Raw genomic sequence first — 19,579 nt, forward strand, 5'->3', positions numbered from 1 at the left:
GCGCGGCAAAGGGCCGCGCCAGCATTGAGCATAGCAGGGCCAGAGGCGGGACGCACGCGCGCCTCGCCCGCCGTCCTTCCGTTGGCATGGCGGCTTTTTTTCAGCCTAGGGCAGCGAATTGGGCGTCAAGGGTGGGAGCGACCGCGGCGACGAGGCGCCCGATGCTGTCCGGGGCCAGGCAATCCACGACTATCCTGTCGGGAAGCGCGCGCAGCCACGTGATTTGGCGTTTTGCCAATTGCCGGGTGGCGGCGATGGCCTGGGCGCGCATCTCGGCGCCATGGATGGTGCCCTCCAAATAGCTCCAAACCTGGCGGTAGCCGACGCAGCGTATCGAGGGAAGCTCTGGACTCAAGTCGCGGCGCGCACGCAGGCGCCGCACTTCGTCGATCAGTCCCGCCTCCAGCATGGCGTCGAAGCGTTGCTCGATGCGCGCGTGCAGACCCGCGCGATCGGACGGCTCGAGGCTCACGTCTACGGTGCGCAGCGCAGCGGCGGCGCCGCGGTGGCCGGTGAGCAGCGCGGACATCGGCTGGCCCGTCAATGCGTGGATTTCGAGCGCGCGCTGGATGCGCTGGCTGTCGTTGGGCGAAAGCCGCGCGGCCGTGGCCGGATCGATCCTGGCCAGTTCCGCATGCATGGCCGGCCAGCCGATTTCCGCGGCCCGGGCGTTGAGCTGCGCACGCAAGAGTGCGTCGCCTTGGGGCAGGCTGTCCAAGCCTTCCCTGAGCGCCTTGAAATACAGCATGGTGCCGCCAGCCAGCACGGGAATGCGTCCGCGGCGCCGGATGTCGGCGATCAGGCGCAGCGCCTCGCTGCGAAACTGGCCCGCGGAGAAGGTTTCCGCCGGGTCGCGGATGTCGAGCAAATGCTGGGCCACGCGCTCGCGTTCGGCGGCGCCAGGCTTGGCGGTGCCGATGTCCATGCCGCGGTAAATCGTGGCAGAGTCCACGTTGATGATTTCGATGGGCCAGCGCTCGGCCAGGGCCAGGGTGGCCGCACTCTTGCCGGCCGCGGTGGGGCCCATCAGACACAGCACCGGAAGCTGCGTATCGGTCATGGGTTGAGGCATGTCGGGATCAGCGGCCGCGCAGGAACAGCCGGTCGAGGTCGGTCACGCTGAGCTGTACCCAGGTCGGACGGCCGTGGTTGCATTGGTCGGCGCGCTCGGTCGCTTCCATCTGCCGCAGGAGTGCGTTCATTTCGTCCAGGCTCAGGCGGCGGTTGGCGCGGACGGCGCCGTGGCAGGCCATCGTGGCGAGCAGTTCGTTGCGTTGTTCCGTCAGCAGCCGTGTCGCGCCGACCTCGGCGAAGTCGCGCAGCACTTCGCGTGCCAGCGTTTCGATGTCCGCATGCGCCAGGGGCGCCGGAACCGCACGCACCGCGATCGAGGCTGGACCGGCCGGGCGCAGCTCGAAACCGATGCTGGAAAGGGCCTCCTCCTGTTCCTCCACGAGCGCCACGTCGCTTTCCGAGGCCCGGAAAACCACCGGCACCAATAGGTTCTGCGTGGGCATGCGCCGGGCGTCGAGCGCGTTCTTGAGTTGCTCGTACACGATGCGCTCGTGCGCCGCGTGCATGTCTACGACCACTAGTCCGTGTGCGTTCTGGGCGAGCACATAGATGCCATGGATCTGCGCGACCGCCATGCCGAGCGGGAATTCTTCGCCGTCCGGAAGCGGGCGCGGCGTGGTGCCCTGGGGGATGGGGGCGGGAGCGGGCGACGGGACGCGCGGGGCCACCGGTTCGTGCAGTGCCAGGATACGCGCGCCGAGGTCAGGACGGTAGGCCGGCGTGCCCGCATCGTGGAGTCTGAAGGGCAGTTGCGCCGCCGAGGCGAGGGCCGGTGCAGCCAGGCGCGGATCGCCGGCATCCGCCGATCCAGCGGGGAATCGGTCGGCTTGCGCTGCGGCCCCCTGGCCGGCAAGCGGCACCGCCGGTACGTGCGCGATATCCGGCGCCGCGCCCGCGGCATGGGCCAGCGTTTGGCCGACGATTTGGGAGACGAAACGGTGCACTGCGCCGCTGTCGCGGAAGCGGACCTCGTGTTTGGCCGGATGGACGTTGACGTCTACCGCGGCGGGATCGAGATCGAGGAAGAGCACGTAGGCAGGCTGCCGATCGCCATGCAGAACGTCGGCATAGGCGGTGCGTATCGCATGGCTCACCGTGCGGTCCCGCACGAACCTTCCATTGACGTACAGATACTGCTTGTCGGCGCGCGCGCGCGAAGCCGTGGGCCGGGATACGACGCCATGCAGGCGGATCGCGCCGCTTTCGGCCTGGACCGGCAGGCCGCCCTGCGCGAATTCGGGCCCGAGCACGTCGTGGATGCGTCGCACCGGGTCGGCGGGCAAGTATTGCTGGTAGGCGCGGTCCTGGTGGAACAGGCGGAACGCGATGTGGCAGTGGGCCAGAGCGATCCGTTGGAACGCCTCCACGCAATGGCCGAATTCCGTGGCTTCCGATTTCAGGAACTTGCGGCGGGCCGGGACGGCGTCGAACAACTGGCGCACGTCTATCGTCGTGCCCGGCGGGCCGGAGGCCGGCGCGACGTCGCCGTTTTCCCATTGCCAGGCATGGTCGGCGCCGGCCGTGCGCGAGATGAGGGTCAGGCGGGCCACGGAGGCGATGGAGGCGAGCGCCTCGCCGCGAAAACCCATGGAGGCGACCGATTCGAGTTCGGTCAGCGAGCGGATTTTGCTCGTGGCGTGGCGGGCGACCGCTAGCGGCAGTTCTTCCGGCGGGATGCCGCAGCCGTCGTCCGTGACGGCGATCCGGCGTATGCCGCCCCCTTCCAGCCTGACGTCGATGGCGCGCGCGCCGGCGTCAATGGCGTTTTCCAGCAATTCCTTGAGCACCGAGGCGGGGCGCTCGATGACTTCGCCGGCCGCAATCTGGCTGATCAGGAGGTCGGGAAGGGGGGCGATGGGGCGGCGATCGGACATGGAGGAATTATAGAGGTCGCCCAGATGGCGGAGCCGGGGCATCGGACCGGCCGGGGGCAAGCGGGACCGTGCAGGCGTGGGCTATAGTGCTTTCGGTTTTCCCGCTCGCGAAAAAGGTCCGGCCATCTATGCTCGAATTCCTGAACATGCTGATCCACATCGACCAGACACTTGGCGTCTGGGTCGCCCAATACGGGGCGTGGATCTATCTGATTCTCTTTTTGATCATTTTTGCCGAGACCGGGCTGGTCGTCGTCCCATTCCTGCCAGGGGATTCCCTGCTGTTCATCGCCGGTGCGTTCGCCGCGACCGGCAGCATGCACCTGGGGCTGCTCATTGCGCTGCTGCTCGTGGCCGCGGTCGGCGGGAATACCGTCAATTACTTCGTCGGCCGCTTCATCGGGCCGAAAGTCTTTTCGCAGAATATCCGCTTCCTGGACCGCGAAGCCCTGATCAAGACCCACGCGTTCTACGAGAAGCATGGGGGCAAGACGCTCATCATTGCCCGCTTTCTTCCCATCGTCCGGACTTTCGCGCCCTTCGTGGCCGGCGTGGGCTACATGACCTTCGCACGCTTCCAGTTCTTCAACGTCGTCGGCGCGCTGCTGTGGATCGTGCTGCTGGTGTGCCTGGGCTATTTCTTCGGCAACCTGCCGCTGGTCCGCGAACACCTGAACACCATCGTCTTGGTCGGCTTGGGTGCCGCCATCGTCCCGCTGCTGTTGGGCGGGCTTTGGAAAGGCCTGCGCCACTTGCGCAACCGCTCCGAGGGCGCGCGCCCATAGTGGCCCACGCCCGCATGGCGGCTGGGGGCCTTACGTGAGCTTGTTCCTGGACAGCGGCGGATTCTTCGCGAAATAGCGCTGGATGCCTTGCATGATGGCCGTCGCCATGCGGTCTTGGTACGCCAGGTCGGACAGCCGCTTTTCCTCTTCCGGATTGCTGATGAAAGCGGTCTCGATGAGGATGGAGGGAATGTCCGGCGCTTTCAGCACGGCAAAGCCAGCCTGTTCGACCCGCGGCTTGTGCAGCCGGTTGATGGTCGAGAGCTCATCCAGGACGGCGCGGCCCAGCTTGAGGGAGTCGTTGATCTGGGCTGTCGTCGACAGGTCGAGCAGCACGCGGGCGATTTGCTTGTCGTGCGAACCAATGTTGACGCCGCCGATGAGGTCGGAGGCGTTTTCCTTGGCGGCCAGCCAGCGGGCGGCGCTGCTGCTGGCGCCGCTTTCGGACAAGGCAAACACCGACGAGCCCCGGGCCGTGGGCTTGATCCACGCATCGGCATGCACTGACACGAAAAGATCGGCCTGCACCCGCCTGGCCTTGGCCACGCGGACGTGGAGCGGCACGAAATAGTCGCCGTCGCGCGTGAGCATGGCGCGCATGTTGGGCTGCTGATCGATCTTGGCCTTGAGGATGCGCGCAATCTTCAGGACGACGTCTTTCTCGCGCGTGCCGCCGCGTCCGATCGCCCCCGGATCTTCACCGCCGTGGCCCGGGTCGATGGCCACGGTGATCATGCGCGAGATGGGCTGTTGCTCGGCGCGGCGCCGGGGCGGCGCAGGCTGCGGGGCGGCGTCCGGGATCGGCGCGCCTTCGATGGCCGGCCCCGTGCCCCGCGCGGCGTTCTGCTCGGATTGCAGGCGCTCGAGCATTTTCAGGATCGGATCGTCGTCGTCCTGGTTCGCCAGCGCCAGGAGGGGGTCTCGCTCCACCTTGGGATAGAGGTCCAACACCAGCCGGTGCTTGTATTCGCCGACCGGCTTGAGGCTGAAGAGCTGCGGCACGGTCTCCTGCTTGAGGTCGAGCACCAGCCGGACGACATTGGGCCGGTTCTGGCCGACCCGGATGCTGGCGATATAGGGATCGTCCGGCCGGACCTTCGCCACCACGTCGCGCAGCGCGGCGTTCAGTTCCACGCCTTCGATGTCCAGTACGACGCGATGGGGGTTGTCCAGCACGAAGTGTTCGGTCTTGAGCTCGGCATCCAGTTCCAGCGTGAGCCGGGTGTAGTCCGGAGCCGGCCACAAACGCACCGCTACCAGCTCTGCGGCCCGTGCGGCGGTGGGAACCAGGGGAACGAACAAAGTGGCGGCCAAGCCGGCCACGAGGCGCCGGCGGGAAACCCCGGACGGCGCCAGGACGCCCTGGGCCTGGGCATAGGACGAGGCCGACGCGCCGGCCGGCTGGTCGGGCTCTAGTGCATCGTGTCGGGAGAAATCGTGTTCAGCCATGCCTGTCCTTTTGCGGTGTGGGCGCGTAGCGTCGCCCCACGTCCTGCGCCTTCATAAGACAGCGCGATGTCCAGGTCCGGAGCCGGAAGTGCGCCGCCTGCGCGTTCGGCCCACTCGATGAGCACGAGGGCGTCATCGCGCAGCGCGTCCCGGAATCCGGCGTCGAGCCACTCGCGTGGATCGGTAAAACGATAAAAATCAAAGTGATAGCAGTATAAGTTCGAAACTTTATAAGGTTCAACCAAAGTGAAGGTTGGACTCTTGATCCGGCCCGTTACGCCGACTGCACGCAACAGTGCCCGGGCGAAAGTGGTTTTTCCGGCGCCAAGGTCGCCGTGCAGGTGAATGCGGAGCCCCTTGGCGGCCAGGGGGGCCAGGCTGGCGGCCAGTGCTTCGGTCGCGGCTTCGTCGGGCAGGTGCAGGTGTCGGGATTCGGGCATGGCGGTGTGCAGGGCGTCGTTCAGGGGCATGGGCTACCATCGCAGTATGTCAGCATCGCCGCCCGATTTTTCCGCGTCTTCTTCCTCCCACATCGATCCCGACGGCCTGGTTGCGGCCGTGCGACGATGGGGGCGGGAACTGGGTTTTTCCGCAGTGGGAATCGCCGATCTGGATCTGGCCGAGGCGGCCGACCGGCTCACGGCCTGGGTAGGCGAGGGCATGCATGGCGAGATGGATTATATGGAGCGCCATCTGCCGCTGCGGCGCGATCCGTCGCAATTGGTGCCCAATGCGCGGTCGGCCATCATGGTGCGCATGGATTACGCCCCACTGGACGGACCGGCGCTTGCCGCCAGCCAGCGGAAGGCGCTGGCCGATGGCGCCACCGGCGTGGTGGCGACCTATGCGCTGGGCCGCGACTACCACAAGGTGTTGCGGCAACGCCTCCAGCGCCTGGCAGACCGCATCGCCGGGCATATCGGCCCATTCGGCTATCGCGTTTTTACCGATTCTGCTCCCGTCATGGAGGTCGAGCTGGCGCGCAAGGCCGGGATCGGGTGGCGGGGCAAGCACACCTTGTTGCTTTCGCGCGACGGGAGCTGGTTCTTCCTGGGTGAAATCCTGACCGACCTGCCGTTGCCGGCCGACCAGCTGCAAACGCCGCATTGCGGGCAGTGCCGGCGCTGCATCGATGCCTGTCCTACCGGCGCGATTGTCGCGCCGTATGTACTGGACGCCCGGCGCTGCATTTCCTATCTCACCATCGAATTGCGGGGAAGCATTCCGGAGGCGCTCAGGCCGGCCATCGGTACCCGCGTGTACGGTTGCGACGACTGCCAGATGGCTTGCCCTTGGAACAAGTACGCCCGCGCATCCGCGGTTCCCGATTTCGCGCCGCGCCACGGGCTAGAAGCCGCGCAGCTGGTGGCGCTGTTCGCCTGGACCGAAAAGGATTTCGATGCCCGCACCCAGGGAAGCGCCATCCGTCGCATCGGTTATGAACGCTGGCTGCGGAACGTGGCGGTTGCGCTGGGCAATGCCCGGCCGAGCGCGGAAGTGCGGGCAGCCCTGCTCTCCCGCGCCGATCATCCGAGCGAATTGGTACGTGAGCACGTGCGCTGGGCGCTGGCTCGGCAGGAAGCGGCGGCCGGCTGACCGGCTGGGGAAAACCAGCAGGGAGACATAAACAGCGCGTCGGAGCGGTTTGCTATTCTGTGGAGCAAGGCTCTTGATCCAGCCCCCCTGGTCCACGAGACCAGGATGCATCCGCCGCCTGGCGGATGAGGGCGGGCGAAGGCGCGACCTCGTCCCTCGCCCCAGGGCCGTAGTGAAGGATGACAACCAACTCCAAAGAGGAGCACGCATGAAAGCAAGAAGAATTGCCGCCTCACTGGCGGGAATGGCAGCCGCAGTCACCACATTCATTGCGGTACCTGGCGTGGCTTTCGCGCAGTCCTATCCGAACCGGCCCGTGCGCGTCATCGTGCCGTTCGCCCCTGGCGGCTCGACCGACATCATCGCCCGGCTGGTCGGCGAACGCATGGGCAAGGAGCTCGGCCAGCCCTTCGTCATCGAAAACCGGGGTGGAGGCGGCGGGTCGATCGGCGCCACGGAAGCAGCGCGGGCGGCACCGGACGGCTACACCCTGAGCATCGCCACGGTTTCCACCATGGCCATCAACCCGGCCTGCAATGCCAAGCTGGGCTACGATCCGCTCAAAGACTTCCAGCCGGTCACCAATTTCGCCCACACCGCGAACGTGCTGGCCGTCAACCCCAAGGTTCCGGCCAACGATTTCAAGTCTTTCCTCGAGCTAGCCAAGAAGGAGCCCGGCAAATTCTCGTTCGCCACCTCAGGCACTTGCAGCATCAACCACTTCCTCGGCGAGCTCTTCCAACTGGGAACGGGCGCCAAGATTGTCCACATTCCCTATCGCGGATCGGGCCCCGCCATCGCCGACGTGGTAGGCGGCCAGGTGCAGATGCTGTTCGACAACCTGCCTTCGTCCATGCCCAACATCCAGGCAGGCCGGCTGCGCGCCCTGGCCGTGGCATGGAAGGAACGGGTCGACGGCCTGCCTGACGTGCCGACGTTCAAGGAGCTGGGGCTGCCCCTGATGAACGATCCGGCCTGGTATGGGTTGCTCGCCCCGGCTGGCACGCCGAAAGAGATCGTCGACAAGCTGCGCGCCGCCGCCGTGAAAGTGCTGGCCGATCCTCAAGTCAAGGAAACCCTGGCCAAGCAGGGCGCCGCCCCGGTGGGCAACACGCCCGAGGAGTTCCGCGCGGAGATCGAGAAAGAACTCAACAAAGCGCGCGAAGTCGTGAAGAAACAGAACATCCGGCTGGAATAAGGCCTCACGGGGCGAGGGGGCCGTCGTGGCGGCTGCCCCTCCCGCGCGATACTGCATGGCCGCGTGCGGTTGCCGCCTGCGGCTTTTTTCTTTCCGTCGAACCGGAAGCCGTGTCCTGCGGGCCTACCGGTCCAGGCCCCGGGCCATGGCGGCGGCCAGGAGGGGCAGGGCGAGCCAGCCGAGCGCCTGCAGCTGGATGGCGATACGCACCTTCGCGACCTCGGGTTCGCCCGGCTGAAAGCCTTCCGTCCTGCCAGCCTGCTTGCGCCAGCGCAGATAGTGGAGGGTGGGAAGCACGGAAACTGCGCCCACCGCCGCGAATAGCCCCATCTTGGCCCAGAAGAGTGGACTGGCCAGGTAGAAATCCGGCCCTTTGGCGCCCCACACGACCCGCGCGATGCCGATGACCAGCAGCAGCCCGGCCAGGCCGCCGTACCAGGCGTCGGTGCGGCCGAGCATCGCCAGGGGCAGGCCGGGACGGGAGGGGGCCAGCAGCGCCCACTGCATGGCCAGTGCCGCCGCCATGCCGAGAAAACAGAGATGGTGTAGCCACGCGAGCACGGAATCGATAGTCATGGTGTTGACACTGTCTAGATTGAGTAGATCCACGATACCATTAATGTTTACAGTGTCAAGTCGTTCTCCAATTTGACGCCGTAAAAATTTGTTTGCGAAGATGGGTCATGGCAGTCGATTCCTCTCAGCACGGTCGCGGGCGTGCCTCCTCTTCCCGTACCCGCACATATCACCACGGCGATCTCCGACAGGCCTTGCTGGATGCGGCGCAATCCTTGCTCGAGGAGCGCGGCCTCGAAGGGTTTACCCTGCGTGAGTGCGCGCGGCGAGCCGGCGTCTCCCATGCCGCGCCGGCCCATCATTTCGGCGACGCATCCGGGCTGCTCACGGCGTTCGCCACCGCCGGATTCCGTCGGTTGTCTGCGCTCATGCAGGCCTATCGCGATGCCGCGCCGCCCGGCGCCCAATCGCAATTGCGGGCGGTGGGCCGGGCCTATATCGACTTCGCCATTGCCCACCGCGCCCAGTTCCAGTTGATGTTCCGCCACGATCGCCTATCGCCTGGGGACTCCGAACTCGGAGAAGCCGGGCGCGAGGCGGCCGGGCACTTGGCTGGTGCACTCTCGGCCGCGTTGGCCGAGCGGGGCGTGCGCGCGGAGGGTGCCGACTTCGAGCGCCGCCTGGTGCTGGCTTGGTCCGCGGTGCATGGCTTTGCTACCTTGTTGCTGGAAGGCCGGTTGGACGGGGCGCGCCGGGAGCGGTCGGCCGCCGCCTACGCGTCGACCGAAGGTGATGAAGTCCTTGCGATATTGGAAGTGGCACTCCTCGCGCCAGCGGGCGGCGGCGCCACGGCTCGGCGCGGAGGCAGGGCATGAGCGCCGCGCGCGACAAGCCCAAGGGCCGGCAAGGGGTGGTGCGGCCCGGGGATGATCCCGGCATTGCTGCCTTCATCGAGGCGATGTGGCTGGAGGATGGGCTGTCCGACAATACCCTGCGCGCCTACCGGCAAGACCTGATGGCCTTCGACGCATGGCTCAGGGAAACGCGCGGCTCGGCGCTCGATCGCGCCCTGGGCCATGACATCGAGGCCTGGTTCGCGGCGGTTCATCCTCATAGCAAGGCCACCACCGCCAATCGAAGGCTGGCGACTTTACGGCGTTATTTCCAATGGGCGCTGCGGGAACACCGCGTCGAGGCCGATCCGTGCCTGACCCTGCGCGCCGCCAAGCAGCCGCCGCGCTTGCCGAAAACCTTGTCCGAGGCCCAGGTGGAAGCCCTGCTGGCTGCGCCGGACGTAAACACCGAGTTGGGGCTGCGCGACCGCGCCATGCTGGAGACCCTGTATGCCACGGGGCTGCGCGTGTCCGAGCTGGTTGCGCTCAAGTCGCTCGACGTGGGGCTCAACGATGGGGTGGTGCGCGTCGTCATGGGCAAGGGCGGCAAAGACCGCCTGGTGCCCCTGGGGGCCGAGGCGGCGCACTGGATCGAGCGCTACTTGGGGCAGGCGCGGCCGGCGCTACTGGCCGGGCGCAGCAGCGATGCGCTCTTCGTCACGGCGAGGGCAGAGCCCATGACGCGCCAGAGCTTCTGGCTCATCGTCAAGAAGTACGCCGTCCGCGCAGGCATACGCGCGGCCTTGTCGCCGCACGTGCTGCGCCACGCCTTCGCCACACATCTGCTCAACCATGGCGCGGACCTGCGCGTGGTGCAAATGCTGCTGGGCCACGCAGATATCTCGACCACTCAGATCTACACGCACATCGCGCGCGAGCGGCTTAAACTCTTGCACGCCCGCCACCATCCTCGCGGTTAGCGCCCTATTCACCGTGCCGGCGAGGCCGGCTGACCCAATGAGTAAATCCAAGCACGTTTCCGAGACGCCCGCCACCCAGTTCCTGCGCAAGCATGGCGTTGCGTTCACCGAACACCCTTACGAATACGTAGAGCACGGCGGCACGGCCGAATCCGCGCGCCAATTGGGTGTGGACGAACATGCCGTGATCAAGACTCTGATCATGGAGGACGAAGACGCCAAGCCGCTGGTGATCCTCATGCACGGCGACAGGGAAGTGTCCACCAAGAACCTGGCCCGGCAAATCGGCGTCAAGAAAGTGGCGCCGTGCAAGCCCGAGGTCGCCCAGCGCCATTCCGGCTACCTGGTCGGTGGGACCTCGCCGTTCGGTACCCGCAAGTCCATGCCGGTGTATGTCGAGGCCACCGTGCTCGAATTACCGCGCATCCTCATCAATGGCGGGCGGCGCGGCTATCTCGTGGGCATCGATCCGCGCGAGCTGGTGCGCTTGCTGGATGCCGTCCCCGTCTCGGCGGCGCTGTGATGCGGTCGCGGGAGGACGGGCCCGGCTAGGTGCGAGCGTCCGCACTGCAACGGGACAGCGCGAGGGCCAACCGGTAGAATCGCCGCCTGTCATGCTTTTGTCACTGCATCGGGGCCGTCCCGGCCCGAGGATCCGTTTCCCATGATCACCATCGCCGCCGTCGCAATTGCCTACTTGATTGGGTCCGTATCGTTCGCGGTCATCATCAGCCGCGTCATGGGGTTGGCCGATCCGCGCACCTATGGTTCCAAGAATCCCGGGGCCACCAACGTCCTGCGTTCGGGCAACAAGGCTGCCGCGGCACTTACGCTCGCCGGGGATGCGTTCAAGGGCTGGCTCGCAGTGTGGCTGGCGCAGGCCTATGCGCCGCGCCTGGGCATCGGGGAAACGACGATCGCCCTCGTGGTGCTGGCGGTGTTCATCGGCCACCTGTACCCGGTGTTCTTCCGCTTCCAGGGTGGCAAGGGCGTGGCAACCGCCCTGGGCGTGCTGATTGGCATCGAGCCCTGGCTGGGCGCCGCGACCTTCGCAACCTGGCTGATCGTTGCCTTCTTCTTCCGCTATTCCTCGCTTGCCGCCATCGTGGCCGCCGTCTTCGCGCCCATTTATTACGTGTTCGGCCATGGGGTCGCGTGGACGGCCGACGCCCGCATCGGCACGGCCATCGGCGTGATGGCGCTGTTGCTGATCTACCGCCACCAAAAGAACATTGCCAACCTGCTGGCAGGCAAAGAGCGGCGCATAGGCGAGAAAAAGTCGGTTTGATCGAGTGCTGGCGCGCCTTCCGCGTGCCACGGCTCGTTCCGTTGGGGGCACTGGCCCCGTTCCCGCGCCCTGAGTCCGGGGCTCCCCGATGCGGGCGACCTCGCTCAGCCCGAGCCGAGATCCCAGCGCGGCTGGACCGTGAACCCGCTGTGGCGCGCGTTCGGGTCGGCCAGGCCGGCCTGTAGGCGCAGCGCGGCGGCAAACGCGATCATGGCGCCATTGTCGGTGCACAACTCCAGCGGCGGGAAAAATGCCTGGGCCTTCAGCCGTTCCAGCCGTGCCGCGAGCCGCTGGCGTAGTAGCTTGTTGGCGCCGACCCCGCCTGCGATCACGAGTCGTTTCAGCCCGGTCGCCTCAAGCGCCTTGACCGATTTCGCCACCAGCACGGAGACGATGGCGTCTTGCGTGGCCGCGGCCAAGTCGGCCCGTGCCTGGGCGTCGTCCGGGTCCAGGGTTTTCATGCGCGTCAGCACAGCCGTCTTGAGTCCGCTGAAGCTGAAATCGAGGTCGGGGCTGTGCAGCTTGGGGCGGGGCAGGTCGAATCGCTCAGGGTTTCCGGATTCAGCCAGCTTGGAGAGCGCCGGGCCGCCGGGGTACCCGAGGCCGAGCAGTTTTGCGGTCTTGTCGAACGCCTCGCCCGCCGCATCGTCCAGGGTCTCGCCGAGCAGCTCGTAGCGGCCGATGCCGTCGACCCGCATCAGCTGGGTGTGTCCGCCCGACACCAGCAGCGCCACGAACGGGAATGCCGGGCGCGGCGAGGCGAGCAAGGGGGAGAGTAAGTGCCCTTCGAGATGATGGATGGGAATGGAGGGGAGGTTGCGCGCCCAAGCGATCGCCTGTGCCACGCTGGCACCGACTAGCAGCGCCCCGGCCAGGCCAGGGCCTGCGGTATAGGCGATGGCGTCGATGTCGTCGAGCGTCAGGTTCGCGGCGTCGAGCGCCTGCCGGGTGAGCGGCAGCACGCGTCGCACATGATCGCGGGAAGCCAGTTCCGGGACGACGCCGCCGTATTCCTGGTGCATGTCGACCTGGGAATGCAGGGCGTGGGCGAGGAGCCCGCGTTCGGTGCTGACGACGGCCACGCCGGTTTCGTCGCAGGAACTTTCGAAGCCGAGAACGATCATGTAAAGCCGCGGGACGCGATGGTTGCGAGTTAACCCTAGGCCGCAGTGTAGCACCCGGGCAGCACGAGCATTTGGCAAGCGGCAGAAAAATCTGCTATAGTGGCAGGCTCGATCAACCCTTAGCAGCCCCGAGGCAATCGTTACATGCCGACAATTCGCGTTAAAGAAAATGAGCCGTTTGAGGTCGCCCTGCGTCGTTTCAAGCGCACCATTGAAAAGACTGGCCTGCTGACCGAACTGCGCTCGCGCGAGTTTTACGAAAAGCCCACGGCAGAGCGCAAGCGCAAGCACGCCGCCGCCGTCAAGCGCCACTACAAGCGTATCCGCAGCCAACAGCTGCCCAAGCGCTTGTACTGATTGCTGCTGCGCACGGAGCGCAGGTAAGCTTTCCGGTAGTTTCGCAGATTTATCAAAGCCGCTACGGCGCCAGCCGGGCGGCTTTTGGCGTTCTTGTTGTTATTTTTCGGTGTCCACCCGAGACGCTCGAAACTCTTCACCCTCGCGGAATCTCCATGACTGCAGATACCCTCAAAGCCCGCTTGTCCGACGAAATCAAGAACGCCATGCGCGCCAAGGCCACCGAGCGCCTCGGCACCCTGCGCCTGCTGGCGGCCGCGATCAAACAGAAGGAGGTCGACGAGCGCCGGGAGCTGGGGGATGCCGAGATCATCGCCATCGTCGAGAAGCAGGTGAAGCAGCGGCGCGAGTCCATTGCATCGTTTGAGCAGGCAGGCCGCGCGGATTCGGCCGCCCAGGAGCGTGCCGAGATGGCGGTATTGCAGGAATTCCTGCCGCAAGCGGCTTCCGAAGAAGAAGTGGCGGCTGTCATCGACGCCGCAGTGGCTGAAGTTTCGGCCCAGGGAATCAGCGGTGGCGCGGCCATGGGCAAGATCATGGGGCTGGTCAAGCCCAAGCTCGCCGGCCGCGCCGACATGGCCGAGGTGTCGAAGCTGATCAAGGCGCGCCTGGGCTGAGCCGCGAGGCGGTTCCCCGAACGCCCGCCTTGCGCGCATGATCCCAGAGTCATTCATCCAGGACCTGCTGGCCCGGGTCGACATCGTCGACGTGGTGGGCCAGCACGTCCAGTTGCGCAAGGCTGGGGCCAATTTATTGGGGTTGTGCCCCTTTCACAGCGAAAAAACCCCGTCTTTTACGGTTAGCCCGAGCAAGCAGTTCTATCACTGTTTCGGCTGTGGCGCGCATGGAACGGCCATCCGTTTCCTGATGGAACACACCGGCGCCTCGTTCCCCGATGCCGTCCGGAGCCTTGCCGGCATGGTGGGCATGCAGGTGCCCGAGGAGGATCGCAGCCCCCGCCAGAGGGCAGCCCGGCAACAGCGCGAGGCCATGGTTTCGCGGCACAGCCAGGTGCTGGAGGTGGCCAACAATTGGTACCGGCAGCAGTTGCGCTCGGCGCAGGCGGCGATCGCCTACCTGAAAGGCCGCGGGGTTTCGGGGGAAATCGCCGCGCGCTTCGGGTTGGGCTGGGCGGGGCCCGAGCGCCAGGGGCTGGCTGCAGTGTTGCCCGAATACGACGATCCGCTGTTGGTCGAAGCGGGACTCGTGATCCAGAGCGAGGATGGGCGACGCTACGACCGCTTCCGGGAGCGCGTGACCTTTCCCATCCGCAATGCGCGCGGCCATTTGATCGGGTTCGGCGGGCGCATCATCGGCAAGGGCGAGCCCAAGTATCTCAACTCCCCCGAAACCCCGATCTTCTCCAAGGGCTCGGAGCTGTACGGCTTGTGGGAAGCCCGGCACGCCATCCGCAAGGAGGGGATGGTGGTGGTCGTGGAGGGCTACATGGACGTGGTGGCGTTGGCGCAGCACGGCGTGGAATGCGCCGTCGCCACGCTTGGAACGTCCACCACGCCGACCCACGTGCAAAAGCTGCTGCGGGCGAGCGACAGCGTGATTTTCAGCTTCGATGGCGACAAGGCCGGCCGCAAGGCCGCGTGGCGCGCGCTCGAGGCCTGCCTGCCGCTGTTGCGCGACGACGTCTCGATCCGCTTCCTGTTCTTGCCCGACGACCACGATCCCGATTCGTACGTGCGCGAGTTCGGGGCGGAGCGGTTTCGGAAGGCTTTGCGTGAAGCCATGCCTTTGTCGCAATTCATGTTGGGCGAGCTGGCCGAGCGCCATGAGCTGGGGGAGGCCGAGGGCAGGGCGCGCTGCGTGCACGAAGCCCGGCCCCTGTTGCAGGCCATGCCGGCGTGTGCGCTGCGCCTGCAGGTGCAGCGGGAGTTGGCGCAACTCACCCGGCTGACCACGGAAGAGCTCGCCCAGCTCGTGCCTTTGCAGGACGTCCCGAGTGGTCCGCTGGTGCAGACACCGGCGCAGGTGCGGGGAACTTCGCCGGCTGCGGCGCGCTCTGAGGTAAGAGGCGCCTCGGCGCAGGGCGGCCCGGAAGACGCGGGCTGGGTTCCCGACCTCGAGCCACCCGATGGCGATTTCTACGAGCCGTCGCCGGAGTTTCACCCGCGACCGGGAGGGGCTGCGGCCGGCGGTTTCCGGCCTGGCCGGTTCAGGAGTGGAGGGCGGTTTCGCGACCGCAATGGTCGTTATGGAGACGATCGTCCCCAAGGTTATGCTGGCCCGCGCCCCAGGGTGACGCCTATTGCCGCGCGCCTGCTCCAGTTGCTCTTGGCCTATCCCGCATTGGTGCGGCACATCGACGAAGAGGCCGAGCGGCTGCTCCGGGCAAGTCCCGAGTATGAGGCGGTGCTGGGGTTGGTGGCGCTGGCGCGCAGCTCCGGCGCCCAGCATGCGGGCGCGTTGCTGCAGGCCGCCGAGGCCACGGATTTGGCGCAAACCCTTGTAATGGCTTCGACAGCCACCATTTATGAAGAAGAGCTGCCCGATCCCGACGGGGAATTGCGGGATGCGTTGCGCGCGGTGGAACTGCACGTGTTGAGCGCAGAACAGCAGCAGCTGGCCGCTTCAGGCCTGAAAGATGCGCAGGACAAGGCAAGATATCTTGCCTTGACAGAAAGAATCCTGGAGTTGAAGAAACCGAGGGTGCTAGAATAGAGGGTTTACCGCAGGTCTCTTGGCAGACCTTTTCCCCCGTTTTTCTGGTATAGGTTTGAAACGATGGCCCGATCCATCGCATGGGCGCGCCCGCGAAGGGCGCTCCATGGGGTCGGGCCGGCCGTGCCAGGGGCGGGGATGGCACGCCCCTAGGCAGCGCAAGGCATGCGTCCGGGCGGCTGGCTAGCCGCCGCTTCCCCCGGGCGGCGGCCGATAGCGGCGCGTAGCAGCGCCGGATCAGGGTGGAGGCCGGGTGAGCCGGCCTCCAGATGAAATATTAGGAGTGGTTGACCGACCATGGCGAAGACGACAGGCAAGACGCTGACTGTGAACAAATCCAAAGCCGAAGGGCAAGACAAGGCCAAGGAAAAGGCGGCGTCCAAGGCCGGGGAAACAGGTGGCGTCAAGGTAACGGTCAGGTCGGCAGGCCGGGCGCGCACCAAGGTGCTGGACGCCAAGGCTGTTGCCCGGACGGTCGACACTGATTTCGAGCCCGTGGTCGAGCCGGTCGAAGCAGCGGCGCCGGCCGAGAAGGCCAAGCCGGCCGCGAAGGCAGCCAAGAAGGCCGCCAAGACCGCGAAGGCTGCCTCTGCTGCCGAGAAGAAGGCCGCGGAGAAGAAACTCACCGACATGCTGGCCAAGCCCGCAGGCCGCCGCCCGGGCCGTCCGCCCAAAGAATCCAAGCAGGCCGAGCCTGCCGATGCCGATTTCGACGACGTGACCGACGACGTCGATGTCGAGCCCATCCCGGAAATCAAGATTCCCAAGGGGCGCGGCAAGCGTGGCAAGGCAGATCCCAAGGACCTCATCGCCCGTGGCCCGGTTTCGCCCGAAGAATACGAGGCGCGCCGCAACCGGTTGAAGCAGCTGATCAAGCTCGGCAAGGACCGCGGCTACCTCACCTACGGCGAAATCAACGACCACCTGCCGGATGACCTGGTCGACGCCGAAGCCATCGACGGCATCATCAGCACGTTCAACGACATGGGGATTTCGGTCTACGACCAAGCGCCCGATGCCGAAACCCTGTTGCTGAACGAAAATGCTCCCGTGGCTTCGTCCGACGACGACGCCGAGGAAGAGGCCGAGGCGGCGCTCTCCACGGTGGATTCCGATTTCGGCCGCACCACCGATCCGGTGCGCATGTACATGCGTGAAATGGGGTCGGTCGAGCTGCTGACCCGTGAAGGGGAAATCGAGATCGCCAAGCGCATCGAGGACGGCCTCAAGCACATGGTGATGGCGATCTCCGCGTGTCCGACCACGATCAACGAAATCCTCGAGCATGCCGAGCGCGTGCGCAATTCCGAGATCCAGATCGATGAAATCGTCGATGGGCTGATCGATCCGAACGACGGCGAGGAATATGCCGGTTCGGGCGTGAGCTCGAGCGACGACGACGAGGATGACGATGCCCCTGCGGGTGGCATGAGCAGCAAGCAGGTCGAAGAGCTGCGCGTCAAGTCGCTGGAGAAGTTCGACAACGTCAAGCGCTGGTTCGAGAAAATGCGGGAGGCGTACGAGCGCGACGGCTATAAGTCGGAAGCCTATGTCGCCGCGCAGGAAACCATCCTGCAGGAACTCATGGGCATACGCTTTACGGCCAAGATGGTCGAGCGCCTGGCCGACACCCTGCGCGGGCAGGTCGAAGAGGTGCGCCAGCTCGAACGCGCGATCATGCAGATCTGCGTGGATCGCGCCGGCATGCCGCGCAGCCACTTCATCAAGGCCTTCCCGGGCAACGAGACCAACCTGCAGTGGGTCATCGACGAAGTCAACGCCGGCCACGAGTACTCCGAGACCTTGTCGCGCCAGGTCCCGGCCATCCAGGAGCTGCAGCAGAAGCTGATCGACCTGCAGGCCCGCGTGGTGCTGCCGCTCAAGGACCTGAAGGAGGTCAACAAGCAGATGGCCACCGGCGAGGCCAAGGCCCGCAAGGCCAAGCGCGAAATGACGGAGGCCAACCTGCGGCTGGTGATTTCCATCGCCAAGAAGTACACCAACCGGGGCCTGCAGTTCCTGGACCTGATCCAGGAAGGCAACATCGGCTTGATGAAGGCGGTGGACAAATTCGAATACCGCCGCGGCTACAAGTTCTCGACCTATGCGACCTGGTGGATCCGGCAGGCCATCACGCGTTCGATCGCCGACCAAGCGCGCACCATCCGCATTCCGGTGCACATGATCGAGACGATCAACAAGATGAACCGGATCAGCCGCCAGATCTTGCAGGAAACCGGCGCGGAACCCGATCCGGCGACGTTGGCGCAAAAGATGGACATGCCGGAAGACAAAATCCGGAAGATCCTCAAGATCGCCAAGGAGCCGATCTCGATGGAAACGCCCATCGGCGACGACGACGATTCGCACCTGGGCGACTTCATCGAAGACACCACCACCCTGGCGCCGTCGGACGCCGCGCTGCACGAATCCATGCGCAGCGTCGTGAAGGAAGTGCTGGATTCGCTGACGCCGCGCGAAGCCAAGGTGCTGCGCATGCGGTTCGGCATCGAAATGAGCACCGACCAGACGCTGGAGGAAGTGGGCAAGCAGTTCGACGTGACGCGCGAGCGCATCCGCCAGATCGAAGCCAAGGCCCTGCGCAAGCTGCGTCACCCGAGCCGGGCCGACAAGCTCAAGAGCTTCCTCGAAGGGCAATGAGCTTCGTCCGCGCCTAGGCGACGCCTCCAAGCCCCCCGCGCCGCAAGGCCGGGGGGCTTTTTCGTGGGCGCGCTGCGGCGGGCGTTCATGCCGCGGCGGCTCCCGCCCGGCGGCGCGGGCTCGGAGGCGTTTCGCCTTCCAATCCATGCTGTTCACGATAACGGGCGGCCTGGTCGGCTACCCATTGGGCGAACAGGCGCAGCGGCTCGTGGTCGGTCTTCCATTCCGGCAATACCAGGTAGTAATTCTTGTCCCGCACGGATTCGCGCTCGCAGGCGATGATCAGGCGCCCGGAGGCGAGCTCCTGCTCCACGATCAGGCGCGGCACCAGCGCAATGCCTTGCCCGTGGATGGCCGCCTCGACCAGCATGGAGAACAGCTCGTATTTCGGTCCGCTCAAGTCGTGCGGGTGGCTGACGTTCTGGGCGGCGAACCATTGGCGCCATGCGTACGGCCGGGTGCTCTGCTGCAGCAGGCGATAGGCCGAGAATTGCTCGGGCATGATGCGCTTGCGCACCCCAAGCAGCTTGGGAGAGCAAACCGGCACCAGTTTTTCCGGCATCAGGAAAACGGCTTCCGTGCCGGGCCACGGGCCGTCGCCCGCGTAGATGGCAGCGTCGAAGGGCGTGCCTTCGAACAGGAAAGGGCGACTCTGGGGCGTGATGTTGATCACGATGTTCGGTGCCTGGCGCTCGAAGTCCCCCAGCCGGGGCACCAGCCAGCGCGTGGCAAAGGTGGGGACGGATGCCAGCTCCAGCACGCCGCCCTCGCCGCGCCGGGCCATGATGTCCAGGGTGTCGCGCTCGACTTCGTCCAGCCTGCGCGCGACGACCTCCCCATAGGTCTGGCCGGCCTGGGTCAGCGCCACGCCTCGCTTGGTCCGGCGGAACAGTTTCAGCCCGAGGAAGGACTCGAGCCCGGCGATCTGCCGGCATATGGCGCTTTGGGTCAGCGACAGCTCCGCCGCCGCCTTGGTGAAACTCTGGTGACGCGCGGCCGCCTCGAAGGCGACCAGCGCGGCCGTGCTGGGAAGTTTGCGGCGCATCATCGGTCTCGCGGATATTCCATGCCCGTACTTTACCAAGTGCAGAAAACGCACAGGTTGATGAAAAGAACTCGTTTGGCGCCGACGCCGATTGCGTTTATCGTGCGTGTATTGCGCATGGGTTGA

The 19,579-nt window shown here is 65.9% G+C and carries 18 protein-coding genes; 11 read left to right on the top strand and 7 right to left on the bottom strand.

Going from position 1 to position 19,579, the window contains the following annotated elements; all coding sequences use genetic code 11:
* Positions 1-100: 100 nt before the first annotated feature.
* Together miaA and mutL are read right to left on the bottom strand one after the other, a co-directional pair.
* Positions 101-1,060: a tRNA (adenosine(37)-N6)-dimethylallyltransferase MiaA gene (miaA, locus tag Q0319_RS02175; protein ID WP_296463618.1), complete on the bottom strand. Its 960-nt coding sequence runs from the start codon at positions 1,058-1,060 to the stop codon at positions 101-103.
* 19 nt (positions 1,061-1,079) lie between these two features.
* Entirely contained in the window at positions 1,080-2,948 is a 1,869-nt protein-coding gene (gene mutL / locus Q0319_RS02180; protein ID WP_299450614.1) for a DNA mismatch repair endonuclease MutL, read from the bottom strand.
* 128 nt (positions 2,949-3,076) lie between these two features.
* Here mutL and Q0319_RS02185 point away from each other — a divergent pair, with 128 nt between their 5' ends.
* Positions 3,077-3,733 carry a VTT domain-containing protein gene (locus Q0319_RS02185; protein ID WP_296463598.1) on the top strand — a complete coding sequence of 219 codons (657 nt, stop codon included), beginning with the start codon at positions 3,077-3,079 and terminating at the stop codon, positions 3,731-3,733.
* A gap of 30 nt (positions 3,734-3,763) precedes the next feature.
* On the opposite strand, the gene Q0319_RS02190 is transcribed toward Q0319_RS02185, so the two are convergent.
* Both Q0319_RS02190 and tsaE read right to left on the bottom strand, forming a co-directional pair.
* The gene (locus Q0319_RS02190) at positions 3,764-5,182 is read right to left on the bottom strand and encodes an N-acetylmuramoyl-L-alanine amidase (protein WP_296463600.1); all 1,419 of its coding nucleotides are present in this window, start codon (positions 5,180-5,182) and stop codon (positions 3,764-3,766) included.
* Positions 5,146-5,652 carry a tRNA (adenosine(37)-N6)-threonylcarbamoyltransferase complex ATPase subunit type 1 TsaE gene (gene tsaE / locus Q0319_RS02195; RefSeq protein WP_296463601.1) on the bottom strand — a complete coding sequence of 169 codons (507 nt, stop codon included), beginning with the start codon at positions 5,650-5,652 and terminating at the stop codon, positions 5,146-5,148. The genes Q0319_RS02190 and tsaE overlap by 37 nt, the downstream gene beginning before the upstream one ends.
* Positions 5,653-5,668: 16 nt before the next feature.
* On the opposite strand from tsaE, the gene queG reads away from it, so the two are divergent.
* Both queG and Q0319_RS02205 read left to right on the top strand, forming a co-directional pair.
* A complete protein-coding gene (gene queG / locus Q0319_RS02200; protein ID WP_299450620.1) occupies positions 5,669-6,778 on the top strand; it encodes a tRNA epoxyqueuosine(34) reductase QueG in 1,110 nt (369 codons plus the stop codon).
* A 244-nt stretch (positions 6,779-7,022) separates the two neighbouring features.
* A complete protein-coding gene (locus Q0319_RS02205) occupies positions 7,023-7,976 on the top strand; it encodes a tripartite tricarboxylate transporter substrate binding protein BugE (RefSeq protein ID WP_299450652.1) in 954 nt (317 codons plus the stop codon).
* A 123-nt stretch (positions 7,977-8,099) separates the two neighbouring features.
* Here the strand turns inward: Q0319_RS02205 and Q0319_RS02210 are convergent, their stop codons facing one another.
* A complete protein-coding gene (locus tag Q0319_RS02210; protein ID WP_296463605.1) occupies positions 8,100-8,552 on the bottom strand; it encodes a DUF2214 family protein in 453 nt (150 codons plus the stop codon).
* 107 nt (positions 8,553-8,659) lie between these two features.
* On the opposite strand from Q0319_RS02210, the gene Q0319_RS02215 reads away from it, so the two are divergent.
* From Q0319_RS02215 to plsY, 4 genes are all read left to right on the top strand, one after another.
* Positions 8,660-9,367, top strand: coding sequence for a TetR/AcrR family transcriptional regulator (locus tag Q0319_RS02215; RefSeq protein WP_296463607.1), 708 nt, complete (start codon positions 8,660-8,662; stop codon positions 9,365-9,367).
* Positions 9,364-10,305 carry a site-specific tyrosine recombinase XerD gene (gene xerD / locus Q0319_RS02220; protein ID WP_296463609.1) on the top strand — a complete coding sequence of 314 codons (942 nt, stop codon included), beginning with the start codon at positions 9,364-9,366 and terminating at the stop codon, positions 10,303-10,305. The genes Q0319_RS02215 and xerD overlap by 4 nt, the downstream gene beginning before the upstream one ends.
* Positions 10,306-10,342: 37 nt before the next feature.
* Positions 10,343-10,828 carry a Cys-tRNA(Pro) deacylase gene (ybaK, locus tag Q0319_RS02225; protein ID WP_296463611.1) on the top strand — a complete coding sequence of 162 codons (486 nt, stop codon included), beginning with the start codon at positions 10,343-10,345 and terminating at the stop codon, positions 10,826-10,828.
* A 141-nt stretch (positions 10,829-10,969) separates the two neighbouring features.
* A complete protein-coding gene (plsY, locus tag Q0319_RS02230; protein WP_296463613.1) occupies positions 10,970-11,593 on the top strand; it encodes a glycerol-3-phosphate 1-O-acyltransferase PlsY in 624 nt (207 codons plus the stop codon).
* A gap of 104 nt (positions 11,594-11,697) precedes the next feature.
* Here the strand turns inward: plsY and tsaD are convergent, their stop codons facing one another.
* Positions 11,698-12,717, bottom strand: a complete 1,020-nt coding sequence (gene tsaD, locus Q0319_RS02235) for a tRNA (adenosine(37)-N6)-threonylcarbamoyltransferase complex transferase subunit TsaD (RefSeq protein WP_299450627.1) — start codon at positions 12,715-12,717, stop codon at positions 11,698-11,700.
* Positions 12,718-12,861: 144 nt separating this feature from the next.
* Between tsaD and rpsU the strand changes: the two genes are divergently transcribed.
* From rpsU to rpoD, 4 genes are all read left to right on the top strand, one after another.
* Complete coding sequence (gene rpsU / locus Q0319_RS02240) at positions 12,862-13,074, top strand: 30S ribosomal protein S21 (RefSeq protein WP_087782307.1); 213 nt, start codon at positions 12,862-12,864, stop codon at positions 13,072-13,074.
* Between the two features lie 155 nt (positions 13,075-13,229).
* The gene (locus Q0319_RS02245) at positions 13,230-13,691 is read left to right on the top strand and encodes a GatB/YqeY domain-containing protein (protein ID WP_296471371.1); all 462 of its coding nucleotides are present in this window, start codon (positions 13,230-13,232) and stop codon (positions 13,689-13,691) included.
* A 37-nt stretch (positions 13,692-13,728) separates the two neighbouring features.
* Positions 13,729-15,747: a DNA primase gene (gene dnaG / locus Q0319_RS02250; protein ID WP_299450630.1), complete on the top strand. Its 2,019-nt coding sequence runs from the start codon at positions 13,729-13,731 to the stop codon at positions 15,745-15,747.
* Between the two features lie 297 nt (positions 15,748-16,044).
* Positions 16,045-18,408, top strand: a complete 2,364-nt coding sequence (gene rpoD, locus Q0319_RS02255; RefSeq protein ID WP_296468074.1) for an RNA polymerase sigma factor RpoD — start codon at positions 16,045-16,047, stop codon at positions 18,406-18,408.
* 85 nt (positions 18,409-18,493) lie between these two features.
* Here rpoD and Q0319_RS02260 read toward each other — a convergent pair whose 3' ends face one another.
* A complete protein-coding gene (locus Q0319_RS02260; RefSeq protein ID WP_363322230.1) occupies positions 18,494-19,456 on the bottom strand; it encodes a LysR family transcriptional regulator in 963 nt (320 codons plus the stop codon).
* Positions 19,457-19,579 lie beyond the last annotated feature (123 nt).

Origin of the sequence: uncultured Pigmentiphaga sp. (genome assembly GCF_937950555.1) — a bacterium.
In the GTDB taxonomy this organism is placed as follows: domain Bacteria; phylum Pseudomonadota; class Gammaproteobacteria; order Burkholderiales; family Burkholderiaceae_B; genus Pigmentiphaga.

Excerpts from the sequence above, each read along its gene's own strand:
- miaA (WP_296463618.1), bottom strand. The coding sequence starts at position 1,060 with ATGACCGATACGCAGCTTCCGGTGCTGTGTCTGATGGGCCCCACCGCG.
- mutL (WP_299450614.1), bottom strand. The coding sequence starts at position 2,948 with ATGTCCGATCGCCGCCCCATCGCCCCCCTTCCCGACCTCCTGATCAGC.
- Q0319_RS02185 (WP_296463598.1), top strand. The coding sequence starts at position 3,077 with ATGCTCGAATTCCTGAACATGCTGATCCACATCGACCAGACACTTGGC.
- Q0319_RS02190 (WP_296463600.1), bottom strand. The coding sequence starts at position 5,182 with ATGGCTGAACACGATTTCTCCCGACACGATGCACTAGAGCCCGACCAG.
- tsaE (WP_296463601.1), bottom strand. The coding sequence starts at position 5,652 with ATGCCCCTGAACGACGCCCTGCACACCGCCATGCCCGAATCCCGACAC.
- queG (WP_299450620.1), top strand. The coding sequence starts at position 5,669 with ATGTCAGCATCGCCGCCCGATTTTTCCGCGTCTTCTTCCTCCCACATC.
- Q0319_RS02205 (WP_299450652.1), top strand. The coding sequence starts at position 7,023 with ATGGCAGCCGCAGTCACCACATTCATTGCGGTACCTGGCGTGGCTTTC.
- Q0319_RS02210 (WP_296463605.1), bottom strand. The coding sequence starts at position 8,552 with ATGACTATCGATTCCGTGCTCGCGTGGCTACACCATCTCTGTTTTCTC.
- Q0319_RS02215 (WP_296463607.1), top strand. The coding sequence starts at position 8,660 with ATGGCAGTCGATTCCTCTCAGCACGGTCGCGGGCGTGCCTCCTCTTCC.
- xerD (WP_296463609.1), top strand. The coding sequence starts at position 9,364 with ATGAGCGCCGCGCGCGACAAGCCCAAGGGCCGGCAAGGGGTGGTGCGG.
- ybaK (WP_296463611.1), top strand. The coding sequence starts at position 10,343 with ATGAGTAAATCCAAGCACGTTTCCGAGACGCCCGCCACCCAGTTCCTG.
- plsY (WP_296463613.1), top strand. The coding sequence starts at position 10,970 with ATGATCACCATCGCCGCCGTCGCAATTGCCTACTTGATTGGGTCCGTA.
- tsaD (WP_299450627.1), bottom strand. The coding sequence starts at position 12,717 with ATGATCGTTCTCGGCTTCGAAAGTTCCTGCGACGAAACCGGCGTGGCC.
- rpsU (WP_087782307.1), top strand. The coding sequence starts at position 12,862 with ATGCCGACAATTCGCGTTAAAGAAAATGAGCCGTTTGAGGTCGCCCTG.
- Q0319_RS02245 (WP_296471371.1), top strand. The coding sequence starts at position 13,230 with ATGACTGCAGATACCCTCAAAGCCCGCTTGTCCGACGAAATCAAGAAC.
- dnaG (WP_299450630.1), top strand. The coding sequence starts at position 13,729 with ATGATCCCAGAGTCATTCATCCAGGACCTGCTGGCCCGGGTCGACATC.
- rpoD (WP_296468074.1), top strand. The coding sequence starts at position 16,045 with ATGGCGAAGACGACAGGCAAGACGCTGACTGTGAACAAATCCAAAGCC.
- Q0319_RS02260 (WP_363322230.1), bottom strand. The coding sequence starts at position 19,456 with ATGATGCGCCGCAAACTTCCCAGCACGGCCGCGCTGGTCGCCTTCGAG.